This is a genomic window from Candidatus Poribacteria bacterium, assembly GCA_021295715.1.
Taxonomy (GTDB): domain Bacteria; phylum Poribacteria; class WGA-4E; order WGA-4E; family WGA-3G; genus WGA-3G.
Genome location: JAGWBV010000008.1, coordinates 1 through 23,101 on the forward strand (window position 1 = coordinate 1; position 23,101 = coordinate 23,101).

The following is a 23,101-nucleotide window of genomic DNA, read 5'->3' on the forward strand; positions in this document are numbered from 1 at the left end:
TTGACCTGAAACTCGGCGTATTCCGCCGGATAAGGGAGCGATAGGGTTTCGACACTTCTACGTGTATCGCCTTTACGTTCAGCAGTGACGATATAGGATCCACTGTCCTGCGTCTGAAATGTGCCGCTATAACGTGTCGGTGTAACCTGTTGGATTTCAACGATCTCGCTTGCACGATCTGGACCTACGACGTGGATATTGTAAGACGCGTCTGATGGGGCCCGTGTATCGATGTTGACCTCCGCCACGCCGTGGCGCATGGATACCCTGAGATCGAAGTCGGAGCCTACGTCTGCTGGGGGCAGCGTCCAATTGATAACCTGTCCCCAAAATTTCCCGAAGTTATGCCACGGAATCCACGCTCTCGCCCATGCTGGCTTAACGTCTGATGTCCACGCGACCGCTCTCCCCAAGCCGAAATTCCAACCCGCGAGGATCGGTTCATCTTTATGCGATTCGATGAACACCTGTGCAGTCTCTTTTTCTGTCGTCGCAACATATCCATGGAGTGGTGGTGGCGTGCCGATACCTGCCACAATTGACGCATCAGTCGCTGTAATAATGGGTTGAAAGGGTTCTTGAACGATATAACGCTGCGTTTCTCGGACAGCTTCCGTTAAAATCGCTGGCAATTGTTGAACGTTTTCCACAAACACCGCACGCCCATCACCATTCTCTGCGAACTGTGTGAGGAGTTCCTTGTTCGCGTCGCCTACCGCGATTGTTGTAATGCCGATCTGTGCTTTAGCAATCTGTTCGGCTAAATCAAGAAAAGCGGACGTATCGCTATCCGATTTACCGTCTGATAAGAGGACAATGTGTTTCCGTTTTGCGTCGTTTGCCTTGAGCATCTCGTATGCGCGTTTTGTAGCAGCTTCCATCCTCGTCGTGCCACCTGTCGGTCTAAGTCGATTCACAGTTTGACGGAGTGCATCGTGATCAGATGTTAGATCGGAGATAGTGTGAACATCTACGTTGAAACCGAGAATTCCCGCCTCATCTTCCTCATCAAGATTGCGGATACCGGCACGAACCCCTTCAATTGCGAGTCCAATTTTCTGTCTCGCTTCAACGTAGTTTGCCATACTCCCCGATGTATCGAGCACAAAAACAATTGCGACAGCGTCTTTCCGTTCACTGGGTGTCATTTCCACAGGGAGTGTGCGCTCTAACGCCGTATCGGTATAGCCTCCCGGTCCATACGCCCGTTCCCCACCAATAACCACGAATCCATGTCCAAGGTCACGGACGTAATTCTCGATGCTCTGCATCTGTTCGGTTGAGAGTGTTTCTGCAGAAACGTTGCTCAGAATCAAGATATCGCTGCGTTGGAGTTCCGCCAATTCTGCTGGCAGCTCGGCGGGCGAGATCCCCTCAACAACAAAGCCGTTCTCCTGAAGAACGGTTTTCAGTCCAGCACGACGCTCGGTGCGGTTAGAAACCGCACCTACCGGGTATGGGGCAGCCACAGTATATGTCAGATCCTCCTCTACATATAAGGCATGCGGTTTTTCCTGAATTGTCACAATCCCATGTCCTTGATTATTTTCTGGAATTTCATCGGTTACGTTCAACTTCAACGTGTATCGATGATTTCCCTCTTCTAAAAACCGTTCAGGTTCAGGGGTTAAGGAAAGGGAATGTATACCGCTCGGCAATGTCCATTCAAACGCATCAGCTGCCCTGTCATTGTGATACAGGGTAGCGGTTAATGTGGGGATACTACCATCGGTTTCAATCACTCCACCAATATCAAAACTTTGTCCTTTGCGAACCTGAGACGGCATCTGCAGCTGCACGACCCGAACTGCATCGCTAACAGTGCCAAGAGGGACTGGTAATATCTCAACATTGGTTGCCGAAAGCAACGGCAGATACTCTTTGAGGGATGTTCCACCAGTATTGTGAATTCCATCACTCAATAGGACTATTCGTCGATGGTAATTGTCCGGCAATAAGGCAATTGACCGCTTGAGTGCGGCAAGCACATCGGTACCATCTCGCCGAATCGTCTGTTCTGCGAGCGTTTCTAAGGAGATTACAGACGCAATTTCTGTTGGTTGATTTTGCTTCTGACGGATCTCCAGTAGGACCCCAGTCTCCCTTGCGAAACTGATAATGCCGAATGCATCGGTAGGTTCCAACTTCGCGACAACGGTATCTATCTGTCTGGATACCTCCTCGTATTGTGTGGGCTGGATGCTTTCGGAAATGTCGATGAGGAAAACGACAGCGAGACGTTGTTCCGCGTGCGTCCGGTGCAGATTGGCTAAGGCGAGGATTGCGCATAGAAGCGCGGCACTCCTAAGGAGGGACGTTACGCGTTTTCGCCACTTCGCTGTGCTGAGGTGTGCGCGCCGCTGCACAAAGATTAGCACTGGAATCGCAGCGAGTAGAATTAGGAAGAGTGGGGATCGGAAATCAAACATTTTTAATAGCAGTCGGCAATCAGCGGTCAGCAATCAGCACAGGATAGAAAGTTCTCGCTGCGAGGCAGTCTGATAAAACGATGTTATTGGCTGCGGAGTTCCTCGAAATATGCTTCCGCTGTTTGCGTTTCTGCAGCGTGTGACATGTTATAGCGTTCGCACAACGTAATATATTCCGCAATCAGCGTTTGCCGTCTTTGGGATGGCATCTCACCCCCCGCAACGAGCATCGCTTTGTATGCCGGGATAGAGGCTTTCTCAACACGTGCCCGGATTTCTGACTTCTCAGCAAGTGCCAATGCCCGCTGAAAATAGTCAAAAATAACCTGTGTGCTTTCCGCCTGTAAACCGACATCTTCTGGCGTCGGAAAACACCGTGGGTGAAGACCTCGCGCCTCAACAGTGTCGTGGAGGTAGGTGATATACTCCAAGATCGGGGGTGCCGTGACTTCGTAGTGGAGGTTTACAAATTCGGTTAAAAGTGCGTCGGCGTCAAGGTGTGGATCCCAGATGAGGTGCGAGATTAAGTAATTCCGCAGATCGGAGAATTCGCCTGTTAACCCATTGCCGTTCGCCTGCATGAAGACCCCTTTAGCGTTATTGCGCAAGAAATAACGAACATTGGGAGCAATACTCCGCAGATTCGGGAATGGCAAATCGTAGGCGCGAAAATTGGTATTATAATTCCAGATCCAGATGTCATCGCAGATTTTCCCCCATTCAATAGTATCCTGACAGAAGGCTTGATTCTGCTCACAGTCCGGGTTGTCAATGGCGTGAAGGGTACAACATTCAATGCTACAGAGTTGAATTTGCACATTGTGTCGGGGTGTCACCGTCTTCGGTGGTTTTCGGGTATACCAATACGCCAACGTGCCGACCTTGACATGCGGATGCCCTTTCTCAATGCGTTCTGCGACGGCATTGACGAATGTCAAATGTGACCCCATCGGCGAGCCTGCCGCTTCGTTGAGCACCTCGCACGGTTCACACCGACAGTATGCCGCCGTATCGGCTTGACTCACACTAATATTGGTGGCTTCTGGACGTTCTGAGAGCTGCCGACTTGCAGACTCTGCAGCAATTTCGATAACTTCAGGGTTCGTTACACACAACTGCGGTCCGCCGCCGTGCGTATTTGTATCCCGTCTCCCATCTACGAGGGCGTAATACTCAGGATGACTTTCGCCGTGCGTGCCGTAAGGCACTAATGCCTGAAATGAATGGTTGATTAGCTGCTGTTGGGTTTTCCCACCAAGGTTTTCGGCATCCGTGACGGTGTTGACTTTCCGTTTCGCTGCGAATTCTGGGGCTTCTGAGTTCTCTCGGTAATAACTCCAGCGAAACGAAAAAGGCGGGGAGTAGGTGTAACTCCCACACGGAATATTCAGCGCAGATGCGTCGGGGACGTGGGTATGCTCAGCGGTTAAAAATCGGATACCGACGAGTTCCTCAAGGAATTGGTACACGGCGTAGAGTGTTCCACGCGGTCTACCCCCATTAATTTGAATCTGTCCATTTCCAACGATGATCTCGATATCCTCATCGCCCAAAGCAGTTGACCCACTGATGGTGATTTGCCCACGATTAGGATCTTCTCGCTGTGTATCCAGTGGTAATGTCAGTCCGGTTGCTTGGCTGAATAATTTTTGGAACGCTTTGGCGGCATAGTGTTCAGCAGCAGTAGCGTCATCGGAAACAACGATGTGCCAATCCTGCACTGTTGAAATTGATAAATTCTCACCAGAGGGGTGAAACACGAGGGTTTTATGAGTTGACATAACTTTCACCTTAATTGGAAATGGCTGTCAGCGATCAGCCATCGGATTTCAGCAAAAACATCCTGTGGCAGGCAAAACCTTTGCAGCTGCCACATATGATAACTGAATCCAAGGGGCACTATGCATTCATAGTGCCTTGTTCAACTACCTCTGCATCCGCCTGATACTTCTGTTCGTTGAATAGCAGGATGAAGACAATTGCCGCGAGGACTGTTACGATAATCGGCACCATAAAGATTTTCGCCCACGCGTGTCCACCTTCGGCATAAGCGAAGAAGTCATGCACACGACCACTGACAATGTGTCCTACTAACATCCCAAACCCATTCGTGACAAAAAGAAGTAGGGACTGGGAACTCGCTCGGATATCTTGCGGACTCAACCGTTCCACAGCGATCATTCCACCGACGAAGAAGAACGAATAGCAGATACCGTGCAATGTTTGCGCGCCGATAACCAACCACACCGGCTGACCGATGGCGAAGATAGCATAACGAACGGGCCACGCGAGGATACCTAAAAAGATAGTGAACCGCATGCCAAACCGACGTAGACACGGAAACAGCAGGAGCATCAACAAAACCTCAGCGACTTGACCGAGACTCATCGCTAAATTGGCAGTACTATTTGCTAACCCGATACCGTGTTCTGCCTCGGTTAGAAACAGATACGTTAAGTTGTAATAGAAGGGGAGTTCAATAGCAACGACGAAGGAAATAATTAGTAATACAGCGAAGTTTCGGTTTGAGACGAGGGAGAAGGCTTCAAGAAAAGCATAAGGATTTTTTGCCTCTTTGCTCGGTGGGGTGTTCGGCAGTGTCAAGCAATAGGCACCCATAATAAACGAAAGGACGGCTCCGAAGAGGAGGCAATCGCCGACGTGCGGCAGCGTCGTCTCTTGTCCTTCCCAAAATCGGAGATACAGACTCAATATCCAATTAATCGCGATCCAACCGAGTGTACCGAAAACCCGTATGTTTCCGAATTTATCTGACTGACCCATATGGTGGAAAGCGATGGCGTTCGTCAGAGCGATCGTCGGCATGTAGAGAATAGCGTGCAGAAAAATCGCACCCCACATCATCGGGAAACTTGTCTGCTTCCACGCGAAAAGCAGACAGACACCGCCAAGGAGATGCGAAATTGCGGCAAAGACTTGTGCTGGCATGAGTCGATCCGCAACCCATCCTGCGATGATTGGAGAAATTATCGAACCGATAGCGGTGGTGCCAAAGACATAACTAATCTGTTTACCGGAGAATCCAAGATTTTGCATGTGCCCGGCAATGAGCACTGCCCATGCACCCCATATAGCGAACTGTAGGAACATCATGCCCGACAATCGTGCGAAGGTTCCCAATTCTATTTGTCGATTTTCCATTTTTTAATTATTCCTTGCGGCGTATGGAAGTGAGAAAGAATCTGTTGACTGCACCACGTGCATTCCGGCATCCGAAACTTTGGCGAAGGCTGCGTCTGCTGCTTCTGTGTAGTCCACTACCCCAGGCACAACAACAGGTGAAGTCAAGTCATCTACCAAATAGATTTTCTCGGCTAATGCAGCGTCGGTTTGTTGAATTTCTGTCAGCAGATCGCTAACCGTCCAAGCGACACAGTGGCTTTTTGCCTGTCCGGCGATAATTACGCGGTCGTATCCGAGAAGCATTTCGAGAAAGGCACTGTTTTTCTGGTCAATTGGCTTCCCATCCGGGTCGTTGAGGACTTCCGGACGCAAGACTGAATAGTTTTCAGTCAATGGATTCTGCCCTTTGATTTCATGATATATCTGAGTCCTGCGAGCGATGGAATGGAAAAAGCAGGCTTCGTCAACTGCGGAGACAACTGCATGCCCAATCCCACCGAGCATTGCATGGTAGGGCCATATCGCGAGCGGATATTTCCCATCAGCAGTGAGAGTTTTAACATAGTGCTCACTGTAAGCCTTGAGCCATGCGTATTGATCGGATTCTGGAACTTGCGGAGGAAGATGGACACTACCGATAATAGCGGGGTTGACGCGCCATTTGCTTGCTTCAATATCAGCCTGTGTAATTAAGGTCTGTAGGGGTGCCGGATGCTCCCCAGCGTCGTTAATCCAGAAAACTTCGTGGAATATCTGCATCGCCGTGTGTGTGTCCAGCGTGCAAGCGATTTTGGTGATATGTGAGAGGTTACGGTAGATAAACTGACACAAACGAATATTGTCTTCTACCGCGCCATTTCCTGATCTACCCCCAACGAAGAGCTCAAAATCGGGAATACAGAATGTATTTTGAACATCGACGAGCAGCAAACAGGTCCGAAAACTATCCTCGAATGCGGGACCGATTACATGTTCTCGCGCCCATGCCTGTGCCTCTTGTTGGCGTTCTTGATAAGGAATCCGCCAGACTTTGTTCACCTGACTGGTATCGAAATGGGATGGGACGGGCAGTTGTGGTATAGACACTTTTTAATTTTCCTTGCGGTTCGATAAAGTCGGTTTGAGCATTGACAGTTATTTCCATAGAGTCGCCTTCCACTTCGTTTCAGGCTTGCGATCTTTGGAAACCAAGAAGAAAGACTGACTGTCGATAACTAACAACTGTTATTGAGATTTTAGAGGATTCCACAGTTTTTATCAACAATAATTCCTTGATATATGTCATAAGGTGCGTTACAATTAAACAAACACTCCCCAGATGGTATCTGTAATGAAAAAATTTTTTAATCCACTCCCAGACTTAGACGAAAGACTTGATCGCGTAGAGGATCAAGTGCGGCAGGCGCGTAGGCGGCTTGAGCGACAAGTAGAAGAGGCACTTATACCGCTTGATATTCAGGAGGACTTCACTATCTCCGAATTGGAAGGCGATGTGATGCTCGTTTCACGGAACGACGATTTACATGAGAAGGTGAGGAATCTCATCCGTTCTGAAGGCTATGGATGTGATATTCCGGAACGCACCTCGGAAGCCATCGGTTTGTTGAAACTTCGCAAATATCAGATGGTAATTGCTGACTATACCCGCCGCCGCCGAGGCAGACTCTTTGAATATATCAAGAGGTATCAACCTTATGTCAAAATCGTCTCTATTGTCCGTAATAATGACGAAGGGCGACAGGCAATGAGCGCGGGCAGTTACAGTTACCTGTTAGGACGTGGTTTTGATCCGGAGCAGTTGCGCACCTGTCTAATAAGTTCGCTTAAATTGAAGCATCGCGTCTGCTGGTTGTTAGCGCACGGAGAGCGTTGTAATCGTTCGTGTGTCGATAGTTTCCAGTCCGATGAGGATTTCGGAGAAATTGAATGAAATGGCAAAAAATTTAGAATTCAAGGGGCAGTTTCAGTCGCTTAACGGACTCTACCCGAAACTCACTGACTTAAATGCAATACAGCATGAAACCGTCCACCAAATCGATACATATTTCCATGTAACGAAAGTAAAAGACTCTCTAAAATCCGGAGTATGCGAGCCACGACTCAAGTTGCGCGAAGCGAAAGGATGGTCTGAGGGGTGGCTGATTTATTATGAGCGTCCGAACCAAGACGGATCCCGATACAGTCAATACCAACTCTGTGAAATCGCTGATCCGGGGTCCCTCAAAAGCTTACTAACGCTTGCTCTTGGGGTCAAAACAATTGTAAAAAAACAACGAGAACTCTGGATGTTCAATCATACCCGCATCCACCTCGATACGGTCGCCGATTTAGGACGATTTGTCGAATTGGAGACAGTGTTTCGCGGACAGACCGATGCCGAAGCGATAGACGAGCATCAACACGTTAAAGCTGCACTGCATCTGGATGCTGTGGACCCGATTGCGGTTTCTTACAGCGATCTCATTATGCAAAAGTCATAAAGATTAGGAAAATTTAATATGAATTATTTGACATATATCAATTGCGTCTCCTGAGAAGCGTGCTTTGACAGCGCGCTTTTCCTTTTCAGTGGAATCCTACTCTCTACAATCGAGACAAAACTGCCTGTGCCAAAAGCGGAATCATCAACTCATGATGTCCTGTGAACGTATACCCTTTACCGCCCATCTCTGTGGGACGTTTAACGACATTCTCTACGGAGCGGTATTGTTGATTCATGTCGAAGTTGGCAGCGGTGAACTGAGATACTGTATGCCCTAAGTTCCGCGCGATTGTCAATGCCTTCAGGAAAACTTCAGGCAGTATTACTGCCGAACCCAAATTCAACACAACACCACCTTCCAAATCCGTCACTAACGCCGTTAGGAGTCGGAAATCGGTGAAACTCGCCGCGCCAATAGCGGCACCGTTCGCAGACGGATGTTGATGAATAATATCCGTGCCGATAGCGACATGGACCGTGATTGGGACATCGTATTGGATACCAGCGGAAGCCAGGAGGCTATACGCGTTATAGGGAGCGTCCATCTCAATGAGTTGCCTACCGAGTGCTTCACCCATCCCAATACCTGTATCTGCAGCGTGCTGAGTCGCTTCGTTCATCAACCGTCCGGTCTCCTCCCACATCCCGAATTGCCCACCTTGGAGGTAAGCGGCGACATCCTCCGAAGTTTCACCGATAAGCGCAATCTCGAAATCGTGGATGCTACTTGCGCCGTTAAAGGCAAACCCGGTAACCACGCCACGTTTTGCCAAGTCAATTAAAAGTGGGCTTAATCCGCATTTGATGACATGTCCTCCCATCATCACGATAACAGGTTTCTTGTTCTGATGGGCGACAACGATATCGTCAACGAGTGCCAAGAAGTCCTGTCCTTTAAGGATGTTCGGCAGACTTGCTAAAAATTGGGACAGGTCTATCTCGACTTCTGGGAGTGTCGCGAAATCGCGGACAGAGACCTTGTTGATACGGTTTTGCAGCGGATAGGTCGTTACAGACGATATGTCAATCGGATTCCGACGTTTCATGTTTTTTGTCCTGAGATAATTGTGCGTAAAAAATTATGCCAATCATAAAATAGAAAAGCAACACTGTGCGTTGATGTAGAATATTATCCGCGAGTCCGTAAACAAGCGCAGAGATTAGGAAACCGCTTGCCCCGATGAAGGTCCCCATCTGCCAAAAATCGTTCTTGGAAGCCACGCGATCATGATCATCGTCATGGCGTAGTTCCGATGTTTTTCGCATGATGACAACCTGTCGACAGATAATTGCTACCATCCATAAGAACAACAAGAGCGAAGGAATACCTTGCTCAGTGGCGATATGTAGGTAGATGTTGTGCGCGTGATAAGGTGTGTAGTACTGCTCCTCTGGTCCGTTGTGTTGATACTCATAGCGAAACCTACCGAGCCCGATGCCGGTAAGCGGATACTTCCGGATCAGTTGAAGTGAGGTGCGCCACCATTGCGGACGTTCACTCATGAACCCCGCAGGATGTGCAATCATCGTTTCGATGCGTTCCTTGATATGTCGAGGGACGATATCACTTATCGTCTGACGGGAATTCGTATTCACAATCAACACGCAAAATACAACACTTATGAATGCCACCGCCAACAGGCTTCTTTTCCACGAAACACGCGTAAATAAGGCATTTACAACAAAATAACATCCCGTGCCAACTACTGCAACAGCGACACTTACCCATGCTGCGCGCGTCAGGGTCAATGCCAAATTTGCCCCCATCAGCACCAAAACCACACCCAGTCCCACGATCATTCCAATTAAGGCGCGTCGTGATTTTCGATGTGCTTCCAGCCGTTCCGATCGGAAAACCAAACGGCTGCAGCCAGCAGCAAAGTAGCCCATAACAAATGGGAGTGTGAGGGCGAGATATGCCCCCAAGTCATTCGGCATCTTGAAGGTTCCGGTGAGTCGTTGCTCAATCATGTACACCATCAGATGCGTCTCACCCTTGCGGACAGTATAGCGTCTATTTCTCGCCGGATCATCAATACGCCATTCATCGGGTTGCTTTGAAGTTACAAACGTTGCGGTTTGAGAGAGCGGTACATTACATTTTCGCAATTCGGCGCGTAATTCATCCGACATTTGTAAATTTGGGACTTCACCGACAGCGAGTTCTTCCTGAAATTGTAACCCAATTCTCCCCATAAAATCAATTGCCAAACGCGTATCATTCGCGTAATACCAGAGTCCGAGCGCGGAAGATATCCCCGCAGCGGCAATGAAAGCGATGACAATATGCCGCCATCGAATGCCCAATTGACTGTGAATAACCGCATAAAAAAGCAGGATTGCGCGGAGATGCTTCCAAAAATAGCCGAGGCTACTGGCAGCAGGATGTGGGGCGAGAAGTGACGCTATCAAGCCTAATCCGAGAAATAGCAAAATCGGAACGTCAAGCGGAGTGCGTTGCCAACCGAGTTTCCGATCCGAAATGATGCGTCCTACCCATCCGAATAGCACACACGAAAGTCCGGTGTTGAGGAATACTGTTGAATAGCCAAACGGCAGGGCAAGGACAAAGATCAGAAATCCGATGTAAGTGGCAGCATCATAGATTTGTGCTGATGTGAATCGTAGGTCTTTTAGTTGAAGATATTGGCTCGCGCGCTGCACGAAAAGAGAGAGTTTCAATCCTGGCATAACTTGTGAACGAGACAGAAAATGGTTGAAAATTCAACGCAGATATAATACAATATCTGTTAATTAGCAAATCTGGCATGTATAGAAGGGGATTCCACCATGCGCTTTACATATAACCTCATTGCTTTATTGTTAGGGTTTAGTTTTATCGGGTTACTCTTCGCACCAACGGCACCAGCGTTTATTGAGCGCGAGTATACGATTCGTGAAGTCCTTGATGCTTGTACGAACATCGTTTTTGGCGAAGTAAAGAGTGTTGACCAGAAACGTTTACGAGGCGTTGTTACTGTGAAAAAAGATGTCAAAGGGAAAAGCGAGCTCAAGGAAATTAAGATGAACTTCGCCACAGGACATTACAAACGAAGCACCTCACCGGAGAAGATGGTCAGACTGCTCAAAGAGGGCATGCCTATCATTGTTTTCTATCGTGAGCATTATGGCATAGATAGTATGTGCTTCATTGACAATACGTGGTTTCAGATGCGTGCCTATCGTGGTGGATACAGTGGCTCTTGGTGGACATTTACGCACATTGACCCGATGATGTCACGGACGTTTGATGGTAAGACCAAGGCACTCCAAACGATTGTTCTCGACATGTTAGCCGGTAAAATGTGGGTTGCCGCGCCGAAAGATGCCATCAAAGTCCTGGTCCTAACAGGAAATAGCACACATCCAACATGGAGTCAAACGCCGGTATACACGAACACAGCAACGTATGAATATATGGCATTGCGTGCTGTCAAAAAGGTCGGTAAACGTGCCATCGCGCATGAATCTACTAAAGAACATCAGCTACCGCAATTAGAAAAAGCCGATATTCTGTGGATCGGATACGAAGAGATTTCGAGTTACGGACACTACCTCCTTTCCAGTGAAATAGAGAAGAAGATTAAAGCCTTTGTGAAAAAGGGTGGCATTGTCGTCGTTACGGGACAGGATAGCAGTGCTGAGAAGCCGTGCGGTATCGGGTGGCTACAAGGTAAGTTGAAAGGGGTTGAAAGCCCGCCCACCCAACATTTCGCTGTCACTGAAAAAGGCAACTCCGTTTTCTCCATTCCCAACAAAATTGAGTCCGGCAAAATCCTTGTTGATGACGCATGGGTAGGCTGGAGCCGACGCGATGAAATTTTCGCGACGACTGAGGACACTAAAGAACTCGTTGTTGGGGCGAGACGGCATGGCAAGGGGTTATACATTATCACCAGTCTTCGTAACGATAGCCAATATACCACTTCCCTGAACAAAGCACTCATGGAAAATATCATGCATTATGCTGTCAGCCAACTCAAGTAGAAAATTAGCATAACCAATGTGTCGCGGGATTCTCTATACATCTATAAGAATTTCGCCACAACCAATGTGATGTCATCATTGGTGCTTTCGTCCTGTTGATGCGCCTGAAGGTCAGACAGAATCTCTGCCTTTATCTCTTCTGGGGACAGATGCCGATTTTGCGAAATGAGTGCCTTGAACCTATCGAATCCATACATTTCAGCGTTAGGATTGAACGCTTCTGTGATTCCATCTGAATAAAGCACCAACAAATCACCCGGATACCACTTGACTTCAGTGCTGTAGTATTGCGTCGGTGTCTCGGACATTGAGATACCGACCGGTAGAAACGAGGATTCTAACTCAATGAGATGACCATTCTCACCGCTGGTGCTGTTCTGTTCAGCACGATAGAGGAGCATCTGCGGATGACCGGCATTGGCGAACTCCAACCGATTGTCTGGGTGAATAATAAGATAACAGCAGGTCATGTAGATGAAAGTTTGGGCATCCTCTTCTGTGACACGGGTAATGGCATTCATGACTTCCGGTACAGATGCGTCAAAGCGGATCTGTGTTTGCAAACAACTTTTCGTCATCGCTGCGACCATTGCCGAATGATAGCCGTGCCCCATAACATCGCCGAGAAAAATGGCGACGCTGTTGTCAGAGAGTTCCATATAGTCGTAATAATCGCCTCCGACGCTATTTGCGGGTCTACAATATCCGGCGGAGCTGACAGATGGATGCGCTATTTCTGTATTTGGGAGGAGAGATTTTTGGACTTCAGCGGCAAGTCGCATCGATTCTTCTTGGGCAACTTCCTTACGGATAGCACTCATCTGAATCTCAAGGTCGCGTCGGATCTTCTCGTTCAAGACTCGGAACATTCCCATGCCAATTCGCGGTTCTCGTGCCATAGCGTTGTAAAAATCGCCTCTTGTGATCCTCAGAAATTGTGTGGGTTTCACCGTTTTAACTGTGGCACTCCGCGGTTTATTGTCAATCAGGGCAATTTCTCCGAGGCAGTATCCCTTCTCATTGAAGAACAATACTTCTGTTCCCGCCTTGATGATGCTGACTTCACCATCAACCAATAGGTAAAGCGAATCGCCTTCATCCCCCTCCTCAAAGAGCGTTGAATAGGCTGGATATGCAACTTCGCTTGCCATACGACAGATGGCTCTTAATTCGGTTTGCGGGAGTTCAGCAAAAAGTTCCGTCTTTTGTAAAAATTGTAATTTCTCTGCTTCTGGTAGCATTATCTATTCAGCCTTTGACTTTTTAAAGAAAATGTGTTATTTTTAATAGGATGTTTTGGAAACCTGTTACTGCGTTTTGGGTGATTTACCGAAGAATTAGACGAAAATCACGAATATAAGTTGAGAACAATGCAAGGTGTGAGGACCCTGTGCAGCATGTTCACACATCTATCATGGCACAGAAAAGAGAATTATGTCAATAACTGATTTTTTCCGGGGAAAAGTTCTGCTCATTACGGGTGGCACTGCATTTTTGGGGCAACCGATGGTCGCAAAAATTTTAACTACCCTTCCCGATATCCAAAAGATTTATCTCCTCATCCGAAGCCGGACTGATACCACTGGAAAGCACACTTCCGCTCAGGAACGCTTAGAAAATGAACTTCTCACCTCAGATGTTTTTGCCGCTCTGCGTCGGCTCCACGGCGAAAATTTTGATGCTTGGGCGCAGGAGAAACTGACGGCGGTTGAAGGTGATCTCACTCACGAACACCTTGGATTCAGCGATGCGGAATACCAAAGACTCCAGAACGAAGTCCAGGTCTTTATCAATATCGCTGGACTTGTGGATTTTGATCCACCTTTCGACGATTCTTTGTGGGGCAATGCCCTCGCTGCGAAACATGTTGTCAACTTCGCAAGGGGTTGCAAGGATGCCGTGTTTCTGCATGTCTCAACAGCATACGTCTGCGGCGACACACCCGGACGCGTGCCTGAAGAACTCCCCCTGCCGTATGAACACTACGCCACCCAACACCGCGAAAAGACGGGAATGACTATCCCAGAAACGCTCTCTGAGGAAATCGAAGGGTTGCTTTCTCTAAGTTCTGCTACTCGTGCTGAAACCGAGTCGTCTGAAAATCTCGCTAACTTTCAGCAAAAAGCGGAGGCGGAAATAAAAGGAACGCGTAAGGGACTTGAGGCACAGGTCGCAGAACTGAAGGCAGAATGGCTTGAGGAACGCTTGGTTGAGGAAGGATTGAAGCACGCGCGTTCACGCGGATGGAACGATACTTACACCTATATGAAATTCCTCGCTGAACAGATGGTCATGGAATTGCGCGGTGAACTGCCCACTGTAGTTTCGATGAGCCTGAACCCGGATGGCTCGGAGGGTTTCGGATGTGTGAACCTCTGATCGTCGGTTTTGGGAAAGGGCGACTTCCAGATTTTCCGGCAGATCCGGATATAATTCTCGATATTATCCCTGTCGATTTTGTAGTGAACGCCATCTTGGCAGCCGCTGAGGCGACAGCAAGACGCGGTGGTATTGAAGTGTATCACGTTGCGACGGGGACACAGAATCCGCTCTATTTTCGAGGTATCTTTGAGGCGACCTACGAATATTTTATGAAATATCCAATGATAGAGGATGGAAAACCGGTTGCGGTGCCGATCTGGAAATATCCGAGCTTAGAAGAATTTCAGCGGAAATTGGATAGTCGTATGCGCTTAGTTGACCTTACCGTTCAGACCCTCGGCAAACTTCCGATACGTGCCGCGAAACGGAAACGCCGCCAACTTGTCCTGAAACAGAGCGGTATAAAAGCACTCCTGCATTACATCAGAATCTATGCCCCTTACACACGAACCAATTTTGAATTCGAAACGGAGAAGACACAAGGGCTTTATGACGCGCTTTCATCGACAGAACAGCAGCGTTTTAACTTCGATGTTTCACGGATCCATTGGAAGCGGTATTTCCAAGAGATTCATATCCCGGGCATAAAGAGACATGTGTTGAAGATTGAAGATAACACAGCAAACGATACAGAAGCATCTTCCTCTGCAAAACAGGAGAAGACGAGTTCGCAAGATGATCCCGAAGAGTCCGCTACTGCACCTGAATGGATTGTCCCAAAAACGATCGTAGACCTGATTAAGACACAAGCATCACGAATCCCGGACAGAATTGCGCTGCAGATGGTAAACGAAAGCGGATGGGAAGAGTATACCTACGCAGAGACGTATACCTTGTCGCGCCGAGTCGCGTGGCAGCTATGGGAAAGCGGGTTGCGAAAAGATGACCACGTGGTATTGGTTTCTGAAAATCAGCCCGAATGGTGTATCGCTTACCTTGCGGCTGTTCAGATAGGAATCGCTGTTGTTCCGCTCGACGCGCAAACGCCTGCTCATGAAATTTTGGCAATCGCCGAGTTCACCGCTGCGAAATCGATTTTAGCCTCTGAAAGCGTATTAGAAAAATCCGATGCGGAGCCCCTATTAACATCAGGGACAATGTTACAAAACATCAACAAAAATTGCGAAATTGTGGGGGTTCCCGATGATATGGAGAGCAAATCCTCAACCCCCGAGATTCCTGCCGATTTTCCAAATGTAGAAGTTTCTCCAGACACCGTTGCCTCGATTATCTTTACAATGGGGACCACTGTTGAAGCGAAAGGTGCGATGCTTACACATGGCGGTTTTATTTCTAATGTCCAAGCGGTGGCAAAAGCACTCCCACCAACAGACACAGAGCGGATCCTGTCAGCACTCCCGTTGTATCATGCGTTGAGTTTCTCGTGCAGTTTATTGATGGCACTTTACAGCGGCACGACTGCGACCTACGTCAATGCGCTCCGTCCCACAACACTTCTGAAGACAATGCGTGAGGCGAAGACGACGGCTTTCATTGGCGTTCCACGCCTTTTTCAGATGCTCCAAGGCACAATCGAACGACAAGCATCGCGAGCAGACACACCGGGTGAAACATTGGCAGAAAAAGCACGAGCCGTCATGGGTGATGAAATACGCGTCCTTGTGAGTGGGGGCGCTCCGCTTTCCGATGCGATTTACGATGGATTCCAAAAATTCGGTATGACGCTTTACCAAGGCTACGGAATGACCGAAACAGCACCCGTTCTCAGTGTCAATCCGTATCTAAAAAGTAAACGAGGCTCGGTGGGACCAGCGGTAGAAGGTGTGGAACTTCAGATTGAGAACCCGAATAGCAATGGTATCGGGGAGATTATCGCGAAAGGACCCAGTACGATGAAGGGTTACTATCAGAACACGGATGCTACAGAAAAAGCGATTCGCAATGGATGGCTCTACACGGGTGACTTAGGCTACATGGACGCGGATGACTACCTCTATCTCACTGGGCATTGCAAGGACATTATCGTTCCCGCATCAGGAAAAAATGTCTATCCTGTTGAATTGGAGGCACTCTATCGGGATAGCTCGGAAATCATCTCTGAAATGTGTGTCCTCGGTATCCCCTACGAAGATGGGTCCGATACGGCTATACACGCCGTGATCGTGCCGACATCCCGAGATGAAGCGACGAAAGCAGAGATCCAACACCACCTTCAAACACGAGCAAAGCAACTACCGAGTTACCAACAATTCCACAAATCCCACTTCTGGGATGATCCCCTACCAAAGACTGCGGATGGCAGTGTAGATCGGCATAGTCTAAGGCACAGCTTGGAAGCGCAGCTTAAAAATATGGCAGACCTGCAGGCGGATTCCACGGCAGATGTTGTAGGAGGGAACTCCGATTCCCGACTCTTCAGATCGGATATACCAGAAGAAATCCTCTCTACCCTCGCACGATTGGCACGCATGCCGGCACAGCAAATTCAACAGGAAAGCCGTTTGGATACCGATTTAGGGCTTGATTCACTCACGCGACTTGATCTCCTATTGGTTCTTGAATCGAGACTCGGTGAAACAATTCCTGATGCACGACTCGCTAATTTGGAGACGGTTAGTGATGTTGTCAAATTAATCGAGACGTTCCCTACAGACACTGTGCGCGAGAAAAATGAACCTCACAAAGACGGAAAGCCTGAGTTCAGGCAGGTGCCTCGGTGGTATGCGCGTGCTTTTCGCACCGTGATTACCGGTATCTATCGGAACTATTTTTCATTGAAATGCTATGGGCTTGAGCATATTCCACAGGGCACACCTTATATTATCATGCCGAATCACACCAGCCACCTTGACACATTGGCGGTGATTACTGCGCTCGGAACAAAGGCGTACCAACTCTGGGTGCTCGCCGCTCGGGATTACTGGTTCGCGAACCGTTTTCAAGGCTGGTTTGCTCGGACGTGCCTTAACGCGCTTCCGATAGAACGGGAGGGGAATTTTACTGAATTTCTACAGGATCTCAGGGCGGCGAACGAGGTGATGGCACAAAATAACGGCTTGCTAATTTTCCCCGAAGGCACACGCTCACTTGATGGTAAACTTCAATCTTTCCAACCCGGGGTACTCAGTTTGCTCATCTACACTCCTAACATCCCGGTCATACCGGCTTACATTGAAGGGACCTACCACGCGTTGCCGAAGGGACAGAACTTACCTAAGAAGCATCCGGTTCGTATCGTTTTTGGTGAACCGTTTACCTTCCCACCGAAGGATTGGGGAGCGCAGGACAAAACACCTATTGACCCTGATAGATACCAAGAATTCTTGGAATTGGCACAAAATCGAGTTGCAGAACTTGGGGCAATGCTTAGACAATCCTATAAGTAGTTAACCGAAACGCGCCACAAAAAGTGCACAGCACATCTAACGTTTCACACCATCTCTATGGCAGCGGATAGATTTAAGAAAAGCCACTAAAGGGCCAAGGCCCGCAATCTTCATAACACCAAGCACTGAGTCCGTAGCGTAGTGGAGGACGGGTTTAAGAAAGGAACGGTAAAATCCAAGCCCACACTGTTTAACCGCAAGGAATAATTAAAAAATGTCAGATCCGAACCCCAAAAAAGCAGTCGCATTTTTTGATGTGGATGGTACCTTATTGAAGTCCACGATCGTCCATTACTATATCTGGATGCGCTCTGCCTTGGCACCATTCCTTCTAAAACGCTTGTGGCTCATTGGGTTCCTCCCAAAAATTGCTTACTACTTGATTTTGGATAGGATGAGTCGTCCGCGTTTCAATGAGGTGTTTTATCGTAACTATCGCGGGATGAATGTTGCCGAGATTAAGGAATTGTCTACAGAAATGTTTGAGGTTTATTTGCGTCCGAAGATCTTCTCTGCCGCGATAACACAAATTCAGGAACACAAGGAGCAAGGCACTGCCGTCGTTTTTGTAACCGGTTCGCTTGATTTTATTGTCCAGCCGATAGCGGACTACCTCGATGTCGATTCTGTATTGGCACCGCAACTTCACGAACAAAACGGACAGTTCACAGGTGAGTTGACAACCGTGCCGCTCATCGGGGAAGAGAAGGCGAAAGCAGTGCAAGCGTTCGCTGAACAAAACGGAATTTCACTGGAAGAAAGCTACGCTTACGGCGACAGTCAATCCGATCTGCCTATGTTGGAATGTGTTGGGAATCCAGTCGTTGTGAACCCAGGAAAAACGCTCCGTGAGAAAGCACTCACATCTGGCTGGGAAATGCACGAATGGTTATAGAAGGGTCATCAGTTATCGGTTGTCAGTTAATGTTAAACAATACCTCTCTCTTTAACAAACGCCCGATAACCGAAAGCATTGCGTAGCAATGCGAACCGACAACTATATAATGGAGAATAATCATGAATGTTAGGCGTTATTTTGAGTCCCTATCCGATCCGAACGATACCATGTTTGTTGAAATCGGAAGTCAACACCGGTTTACCCGTCGTGGCGACGACTGGGTTAAATTTCGCGAGGATCTAATTGAACTCTTAGATCAAACAATTTCTGAGGAGTTATCCAAAGCGTTCGCGGAAGCGACAGAGGAATGGGTTTCGGAGGGTTAGCGTCTCTCTTATTTTCAAAATAAAAGGAAACAACACCCCTATGTCAGATCCAATCACCGATGCGCAAGCGTTGGAAACCGAAGGCAAGCTTGCCGAAGCCATCCAAACCTACGATAGCATCCTCAACACAACAGATGATACAGCGACCCTCGCGCTTGCTAACTTCCGGCTGGGGACAATCTATCGGACGTGGAGAGAACTCTTCACGGCGCAACGGTTTTTAGCAAAAGCACATCAACTCGCTCCAAGCGACACCGAAATCCGAGACGCAATCGAAGAACTCAATCAGCATTTTTCACAGAATCGAGAGGTAATCGCAGAGGAGATGTCCCGTAAAAATAGCGATCAGATTGTATCACTCTTCCGTATTGCGACGGGGATTAAACTTATCACGATGGATAAAGCAGTTCAGGCGTATCCGTTGTTGAAGAGCCGCACCAAGATCTTTCCGAACGCCGCCGTCGCGAAGCACTTACTCACCGATATCCAAATCACAGAAGAAGAACGGAACTCAGCGATCGATTTCCTGTTGGAGAGAGATTGGCTTGTCAGTACTGGCGTATCGCTTTACACAATAGCAGAGAGTGGCTTGTTCGCTTTTTATACGGAACTTGCGCAGTTGCACGTCGCCAATGCGGATTACTCGGAAGCGTTGATGTGTTATGAGCAGGCGTATTGGTTAGATCCATCGCAACACCATCTACGCTATCAGCAAGTCATCTGTCACACCGAAGCAGAGACATGGGATGCGGCAGTCGAGATGCTCGCACAACTTCGGACCGAAGTCCCTAAAAACGTAGACCTCGTGGCGTATCATACCGCTGCTGCGCAGAGTTACCACCATGCCTATCAGACGACCCGAGATGAGAATACTAAACAGAAAGTGATCGAAGCGTGCGAGACGGTGTTGCGCTTGGACAAGAAATCAAGAGAAATTTCAAAACTCCTTGGGTCGTATCAGGGTAAAAAGAGTTGGTGGCGCAGGTAGAATAGGCTATGAAAGAAACACAATTGACAAAAAGGGATGTATCTGGTAGAGTATCACTATATTTTCCATGTTCCTTGGTGAGGTTGGAAACTACGTCCTAAGATTTGTGGAGGAGAAAAAATGCCAGCACGTTTAGCAATAGATGGCGGCACGCCTGTTATTGCAGATTCTATACCCGGCGGAATGCACGGGCCCAGTGTAATAGATGAGCGTGAGATCAATGCTGTGACTGAGGTCTTGCGCAGTGGGAAACTTTTTCGGTTCGTTGAGGATTCAAATGTAGCCAGTTTTGAGAAGGAGGCAGCGGCGCACCTCGGTGCGAAACACGCCTTGATGGTAAACTCCGGCACCTCCGCAATTATCTGCGCACTGACGGGGGTCGGTATCGGACCGGGAGACGAGGTAATCGTTCCGGGCTATACTTTTATTGCCACTGCCGCTGCTATCGTCGGCGTAGGCGCGATTCCAGTCATAGCAGAAATCGACGATTCGCTCGGCTTAGACATCGCCGATGTGGAACGGAAAATTACACCCCATACGAAAGCGATCTTACCGGTACACATGCAAGGCGTCCCGTGTCGGCTTGAGGCGATCGTGGAACTCGCGAAAAAGCACAATCTCCTGGTCGTTGAGGATTGCTGTCAGTGCGTCGGTGGACAGTATAAGGGGAAATATGCTGGAACATGGGGAGATGCAGGGGCGTGGAGTCTCAACTACTACAAGATAATCTCTTGCGGTGAAGGTGGACTCGTCTTTAGCGATGATTATGATGTCTATGAACGTGCAGCCTTCGCAGCGGAACCCGGTTTGCCGATGTGGATGAGCGATGCTGAATGGCAGAACAAACCTTTTTCCCGGCAGTGCTACCGAACGAGTGAAATTTTGGGTGCGATTGCCCGCGTGCAACTCTCAAAATTAGAGGACATCTTGGGACATACACGCCGACTCAAAAAAGCGTTCACAGCGGAACTCGCTGAGAAACCGAAAGGCTATATCCGACAACACGTGGATGATCCAACCGGTGAATGCGGTATTAGTGCGGCGATTATCGTGCGTGATGTGGAACTCGCCAAAAAGTACTCCGATGCGCTCAGTGCAGAGGGATTAAGAGCAGGTACCGCTTACAATGAAGGGTTCCCCGACAGACATATTTATACCTATTGGGATTCCATCCTCTTCAAGCATTCACCAGACGCTTCTGGGTATCCGTGGAAAGATCCACGCTACAAAGGAGATGTAGAGTATTCGCGGGATATGTGTCCACAGACTTTATCGATTCTCGGTCGTGCGCTACGATTTGGGTTTAACGTGAATATGCAAGAGGAGCACGCGCGATTGATGGCAGCCGCAATCAATAAAGTAGACGATGCCCTCGGCTAAGGAGTTCCTATTTTGACGAAATAGGGATGACGTAGGTACGCCGTCCAACTTCAGTGAAGCCCAGTTTTTGTGCCACGCGAAGAGAAGCCAAATTGTCTTCGCCGCAGCTCCAAGCAGGAACTTTACCTTTTGCCTGAATTTCTTGTGCGACGAGGGATGCAGCGGCGGTAGCAATTCCTTTTTTACGCCACGGCTCGACTGTGGAAACACCGATGTCGGCATGTAGGTCGGTCTCTGCATAGGTATGTGCGATAGCGACAATATTACCATCCACAACGGCTCCAGCGGCAATACCGTCCGTTAGCATTGCTTCGTGCGTTTTGTAACCGTTCCCTTGGACTTCCGCCGGAGCCTGCACCAGACGTGCAGTATCTCCTAATGTCAAAAGGCGAACTGCCGCGTTTGAATAGCAATGGACAGGCTCTAAGAGGGCGTGACAGACATCGCCGTAATAACGAATCGCTGTCCCTCTGTCCGCTTCAATAAGGGCGCCGAGAGATGCAGCACAGGAATTGTCAACGTTGATACAACTCCATCCGTCGGTCTTTTTCAAAAGTTGCCACAGTGCCTCGGCATCGGTGCCGAAACCACACGGTTCGTCCGGACAAAACGCATCAAAGACGAGTGCGGCGTTGACATCCGGTAGTCTACCAGCGATGTAAGCATCGCACATCCCTTGTTTCAGGCGAGATGTGGAGATGACCGTCATCGGCGTATCGCCGAGGCAGTCTGCCAGCGTAAGACATTCTTGGGGTGTAAGTTTAGCCATTTGATAATTATCGGTCCTCAGTGAAGATCCTTGAGTATTTGGGCATTCTTATAGTTAGCGGAAACTGTTCGGTGGCACACACTCGCGCACAGCCTAACAGGAAACCATGCTACAAAGATAGCAACTTCGGGTAAAATAATAAAAAAATGAAGATTACGATTTTAGGTTCAGGCACCTCAACAGGCGTTCCAGAGTATAAATGTGACTGCGAAACCTGCCAAGACGCGCGGGATGTTAACTCGAAAAACTACCGGACTCGTTCATCTGCCCATATTGAAAAAGATGGGAAACACCTCCAATTCGACCTCGGGCCTAATTTCATGGATCAGATCGTTCGGAATCGGATTGAGCGGATAGATGCCGTTATCTTCACGCATTCCCATGCCGACCATGTCAGTGGAACGAACGACATCGTAATGCCGTGCCGAAAACAGCAGATGGATATGCCGATCTATGGTCCTGAACAGACGATTGGCATCTTACAACGCAACTTCGATTACATGTTCACAAAGGAAACGTTCCAAGGTGGCGGGGTCGGTCATCTGCTTCCAAATGTTGTTGATCGGGATAAGAAGTTTGAACTGCTCGGTTTTGATATTACACCGATTCCGGTTGAACACGGCAACGTTGACACCTACGGCTACCGGATTGACGACTTCGGGTATCTACCGGATGTGAAACGATTACCGAAAGCGTCACAAGATTTACTGAATGGGATTGAGGTGCTGGTGATTGATGCGCTAAGTTTTAATCCGAGACATCCAACGCATCTTTCGGTGGGTGAAGCTTTGGAAATTAGTGCTGCCCTGAAACCGAGGGAGACCTATTTTACGCACATTATGCACCGACTGGATCATCGGTATTTCCCGGAACAATGTGAAGAGATGGACATCGAACTCCCAGACAATGCTTATCTCGCCTATGATGGACAGGTGATTCAGCTATAGTATGTGCCTCGATCCGGAAACC

Annotated in this window: 18 protein-coding genes; 10 read left to right on the forward strand and 8 right to left on the reverse strand. The window is 48.4% G+C overall.

Annotated elements, in window-relative coordinates; genetic code table 11:
• The 4 genes from J4G07_04095 to J4G07_04110 form a co-directional block, all read right to left on the reverse strand.
• Nucleotides 1-2,429: VWA domain-containing protein (locus tag J4G07_04095; protein MCE2413163.1), on the reverse strand; the 2,429-nt coding region annotated here is incomplete at its 3' end.
• Nucleotides 2,430-2,512: 83 nt separating this feature from the next.
• Nucleotides 2,513-4,210, reverse strand: a complete 1,698-nt coding sequence (locus J4G07_04100; protein ID MCE2413164.1) for a DUF4838 domain-containing protein — start codon at nt 4,208-4,210, stop codon at nt 2,513-2,515.
• A gap of 118 nt (nt 4,211-4,328) precedes the next feature.
• The gene (locus J4G07_04105; protein ID MCE2413165.1) at nt 4,329-5,591 is read right to left on the reverse strand and encodes an MFS transporter; all 1,263 of its coding nucleotides are present in this window, start codon (nt 5,589-5,591) and stop codon (nt 4,329-4,331) included.
• 3 nt (nt 5,592-5,594) lie between these two features.
• A complete protein-coding gene (locus J4G07_04110; protein MCE2413166.1) occupies nt 5,595-6,659 on the reverse strand; it encodes an isochorismatase in 1,065 nt (354 codons plus the stop codon).
• Between the two features lie 244 nt (nt 6,660-6,903).
• Here J4G07_04110 and J4G07_04115 point away from each other — a divergent pair, with 244 nt between their 5' ends.
• Nucleotides 6,904-7,503: a hypothetical protein gene (locus J4G07_04115; GenBank protein ID MCE2413167.1), complete on the forward strand. Its 600-nt coding sequence runs from the start codon at nt 6,904-6,906 to the stop codon at nt 7,501-7,503.
• A gap of 1 nt (nt 7,504) precedes the next feature.
• Nucleotides 7,505-8,053: a class IV adenylate cyclase gene (locus J4G07_04120; GenBank protein ID MCE2413168.1), complete on the forward strand. Its 549-nt coding sequence runs from the start codon at nt 7,505-7,507 to the stop codon at nt 8,051-8,053.
• Nucleotides 8,054-8,156: 103 nt separating this feature from the next.
• Here J4G07_04120 and J4G07_04125 read toward each other — a convergent pair whose 3' ends face one another.
• The gene (locus tag J4G07_04125; GenBank protein ID MCE2413169.1) at nt 8,157-9,101 is read right to left on the reverse strand and encodes a hypothetical protein; all 945 of its coding nucleotides are present in this window, start codon (nt 9,099-9,101) and stop codon (nt 8,157-8,159) included.
• Nucleotides 9,079-10,746 carry an O-antigen ligase family protein gene (locus J4G07_04130; GenBank protein ID MCE2413170.1) on the reverse strand — a complete coding sequence of 556 codons (1,668 nt, stop codon included), beginning with the start codon at nt 10,744-10,746 and terminating at the stop codon, nt 9,079-9,081. Before J4G07_04130 ends, J4G07_04125 begins: the two co-directional genes overlap by 23 nt.
• 99 nt (nt 10,747-10,845) lie before the next feature.
• Between J4G07_04130 and J4G07_04135 the strand changes: the two genes are divergently transcribed.
• On the forward strand, nt 10,846-12,042 hold the full coding sequence (locus J4G07_04135) for a hypothetical protein (protein MCE2413171.1): 1,197 nt from the start codon (nt 10,846-10,848) through the stop codon (nt 12,040-12,042).
• 41 nt (nt 12,043-12,083) lie between these two features.
• Here J4G07_04135 and J4G07_04140 read toward each other — a convergent pair whose 3' ends face one another.
• The gene (locus J4G07_04140; protein MCE2413172.1) at nt 12,084-13,283 is read right to left on the reverse strand and encodes a SpoIIE family protein phosphatase; all 1,200 of its coding nucleotides are present in this window, start codon (nt 13,281-13,283) and stop codon (nt 12,084-12,086) included.
• Between the two features lie 193 nt (nt 13,284-13,476).
• Between J4G07_04140 and J4G07_04145 the strand changes: the two genes are divergently transcribed.
• The 6 genes from J4G07_04145 (at nt 13,477) to J4G07_04170 (ending at nt 21,363) form a co-directional block, all read left to right on the forward strand.
• Complete coding sequence (locus J4G07_04145; protein MCE2413173.1) at nt 13,477-14,421, forward strand: SDR family oxidoreductase; 945 nt, start codon at nt 13,477-13,479, stop codon at nt 14,419-14,421.
• Complete coding sequence (locus tag J4G07_04150) at nt 14,406-17,771, forward strand: AMP-binding protein (protein MCE2413174.1); 3,366 nt, start codon at nt 14,406-14,408, stop codon at nt 17,769-17,771. The genes J4G07_04145 and J4G07_04150 overlap by 16 nt, the downstream gene beginning before the upstream one ends.
• Before the next feature lie 214 nt (nt 17,772-17,985).
• A complete protein-coding gene (locus J4G07_04155) occupies nt 17,986-18,666 on the forward strand; it encodes an HAD family hydrolase (GenBank protein ID MCE2413175.1) in 681 nt (226 codons plus the stop codon).
• Nucleotides 18,667-18,788: 122 nt separating this feature from the next.
• Nucleotides 18,789-18,995: a hypothetical protein gene (locus tag J4G07_04160; GenBank protein MCE2413176.1), complete on the forward strand. Its 207-nt coding sequence runs from the start codon at nt 18,789-18,791 to the stop codon at nt 18,993-18,995.
• A 40-nt stretch (nt 18,996-19,035) separates the two neighbouring features.
• Complete coding sequence (locus tag J4G07_04165; protein ID MCE2413177.1) at nt 19,036-19,983, forward strand: hypothetical protein; 948 nt, start codon at nt 19,036-19,038, stop codon at nt 19,981-19,983.
• 120 nt (nt 19,984-20,103) lie between these two features.
• Entirely contained in the window at nt 20,104-21,363 is a 1,260-nt protein-coding gene (locus J4G07_04170) for a DegT/DnrJ/EryC1/StrS family aminotransferase (protein ID MCE2413178.1), read from the forward strand.
• A gap of 7 nt (nt 21,364-21,370) precedes the next feature.
• Here J4G07_04170 and J4G07_04175 read toward each other — a convergent pair whose 3' ends face one another.
• The gene (locus tag J4G07_04175; protein ID MCE2413179.1) at nt 21,371-22,132 is read right to left on the reverse strand and encodes a GNAT family N-acetyltransferase; all 762 of its coding nucleotides are present in this window, start codon (nt 22,130-22,132) and stop codon (nt 21,371-21,373) included.
• Nucleotides 22,133-22,278: 146 nt separating this feature from the next.
• Between J4G07_04175 and J4G07_04180 the strand changes: the two genes are divergently transcribed.
• Entirely contained in the window at nt 22,279-23,079 is an 801-nt protein-coding gene (locus tag J4G07_04180) for an MBL fold metallo-hydrolase (protein MCE2413180.1), read from the forward strand.
• Nucleotides 23,080-23,101: the final 22 nt, after the last annotated feature.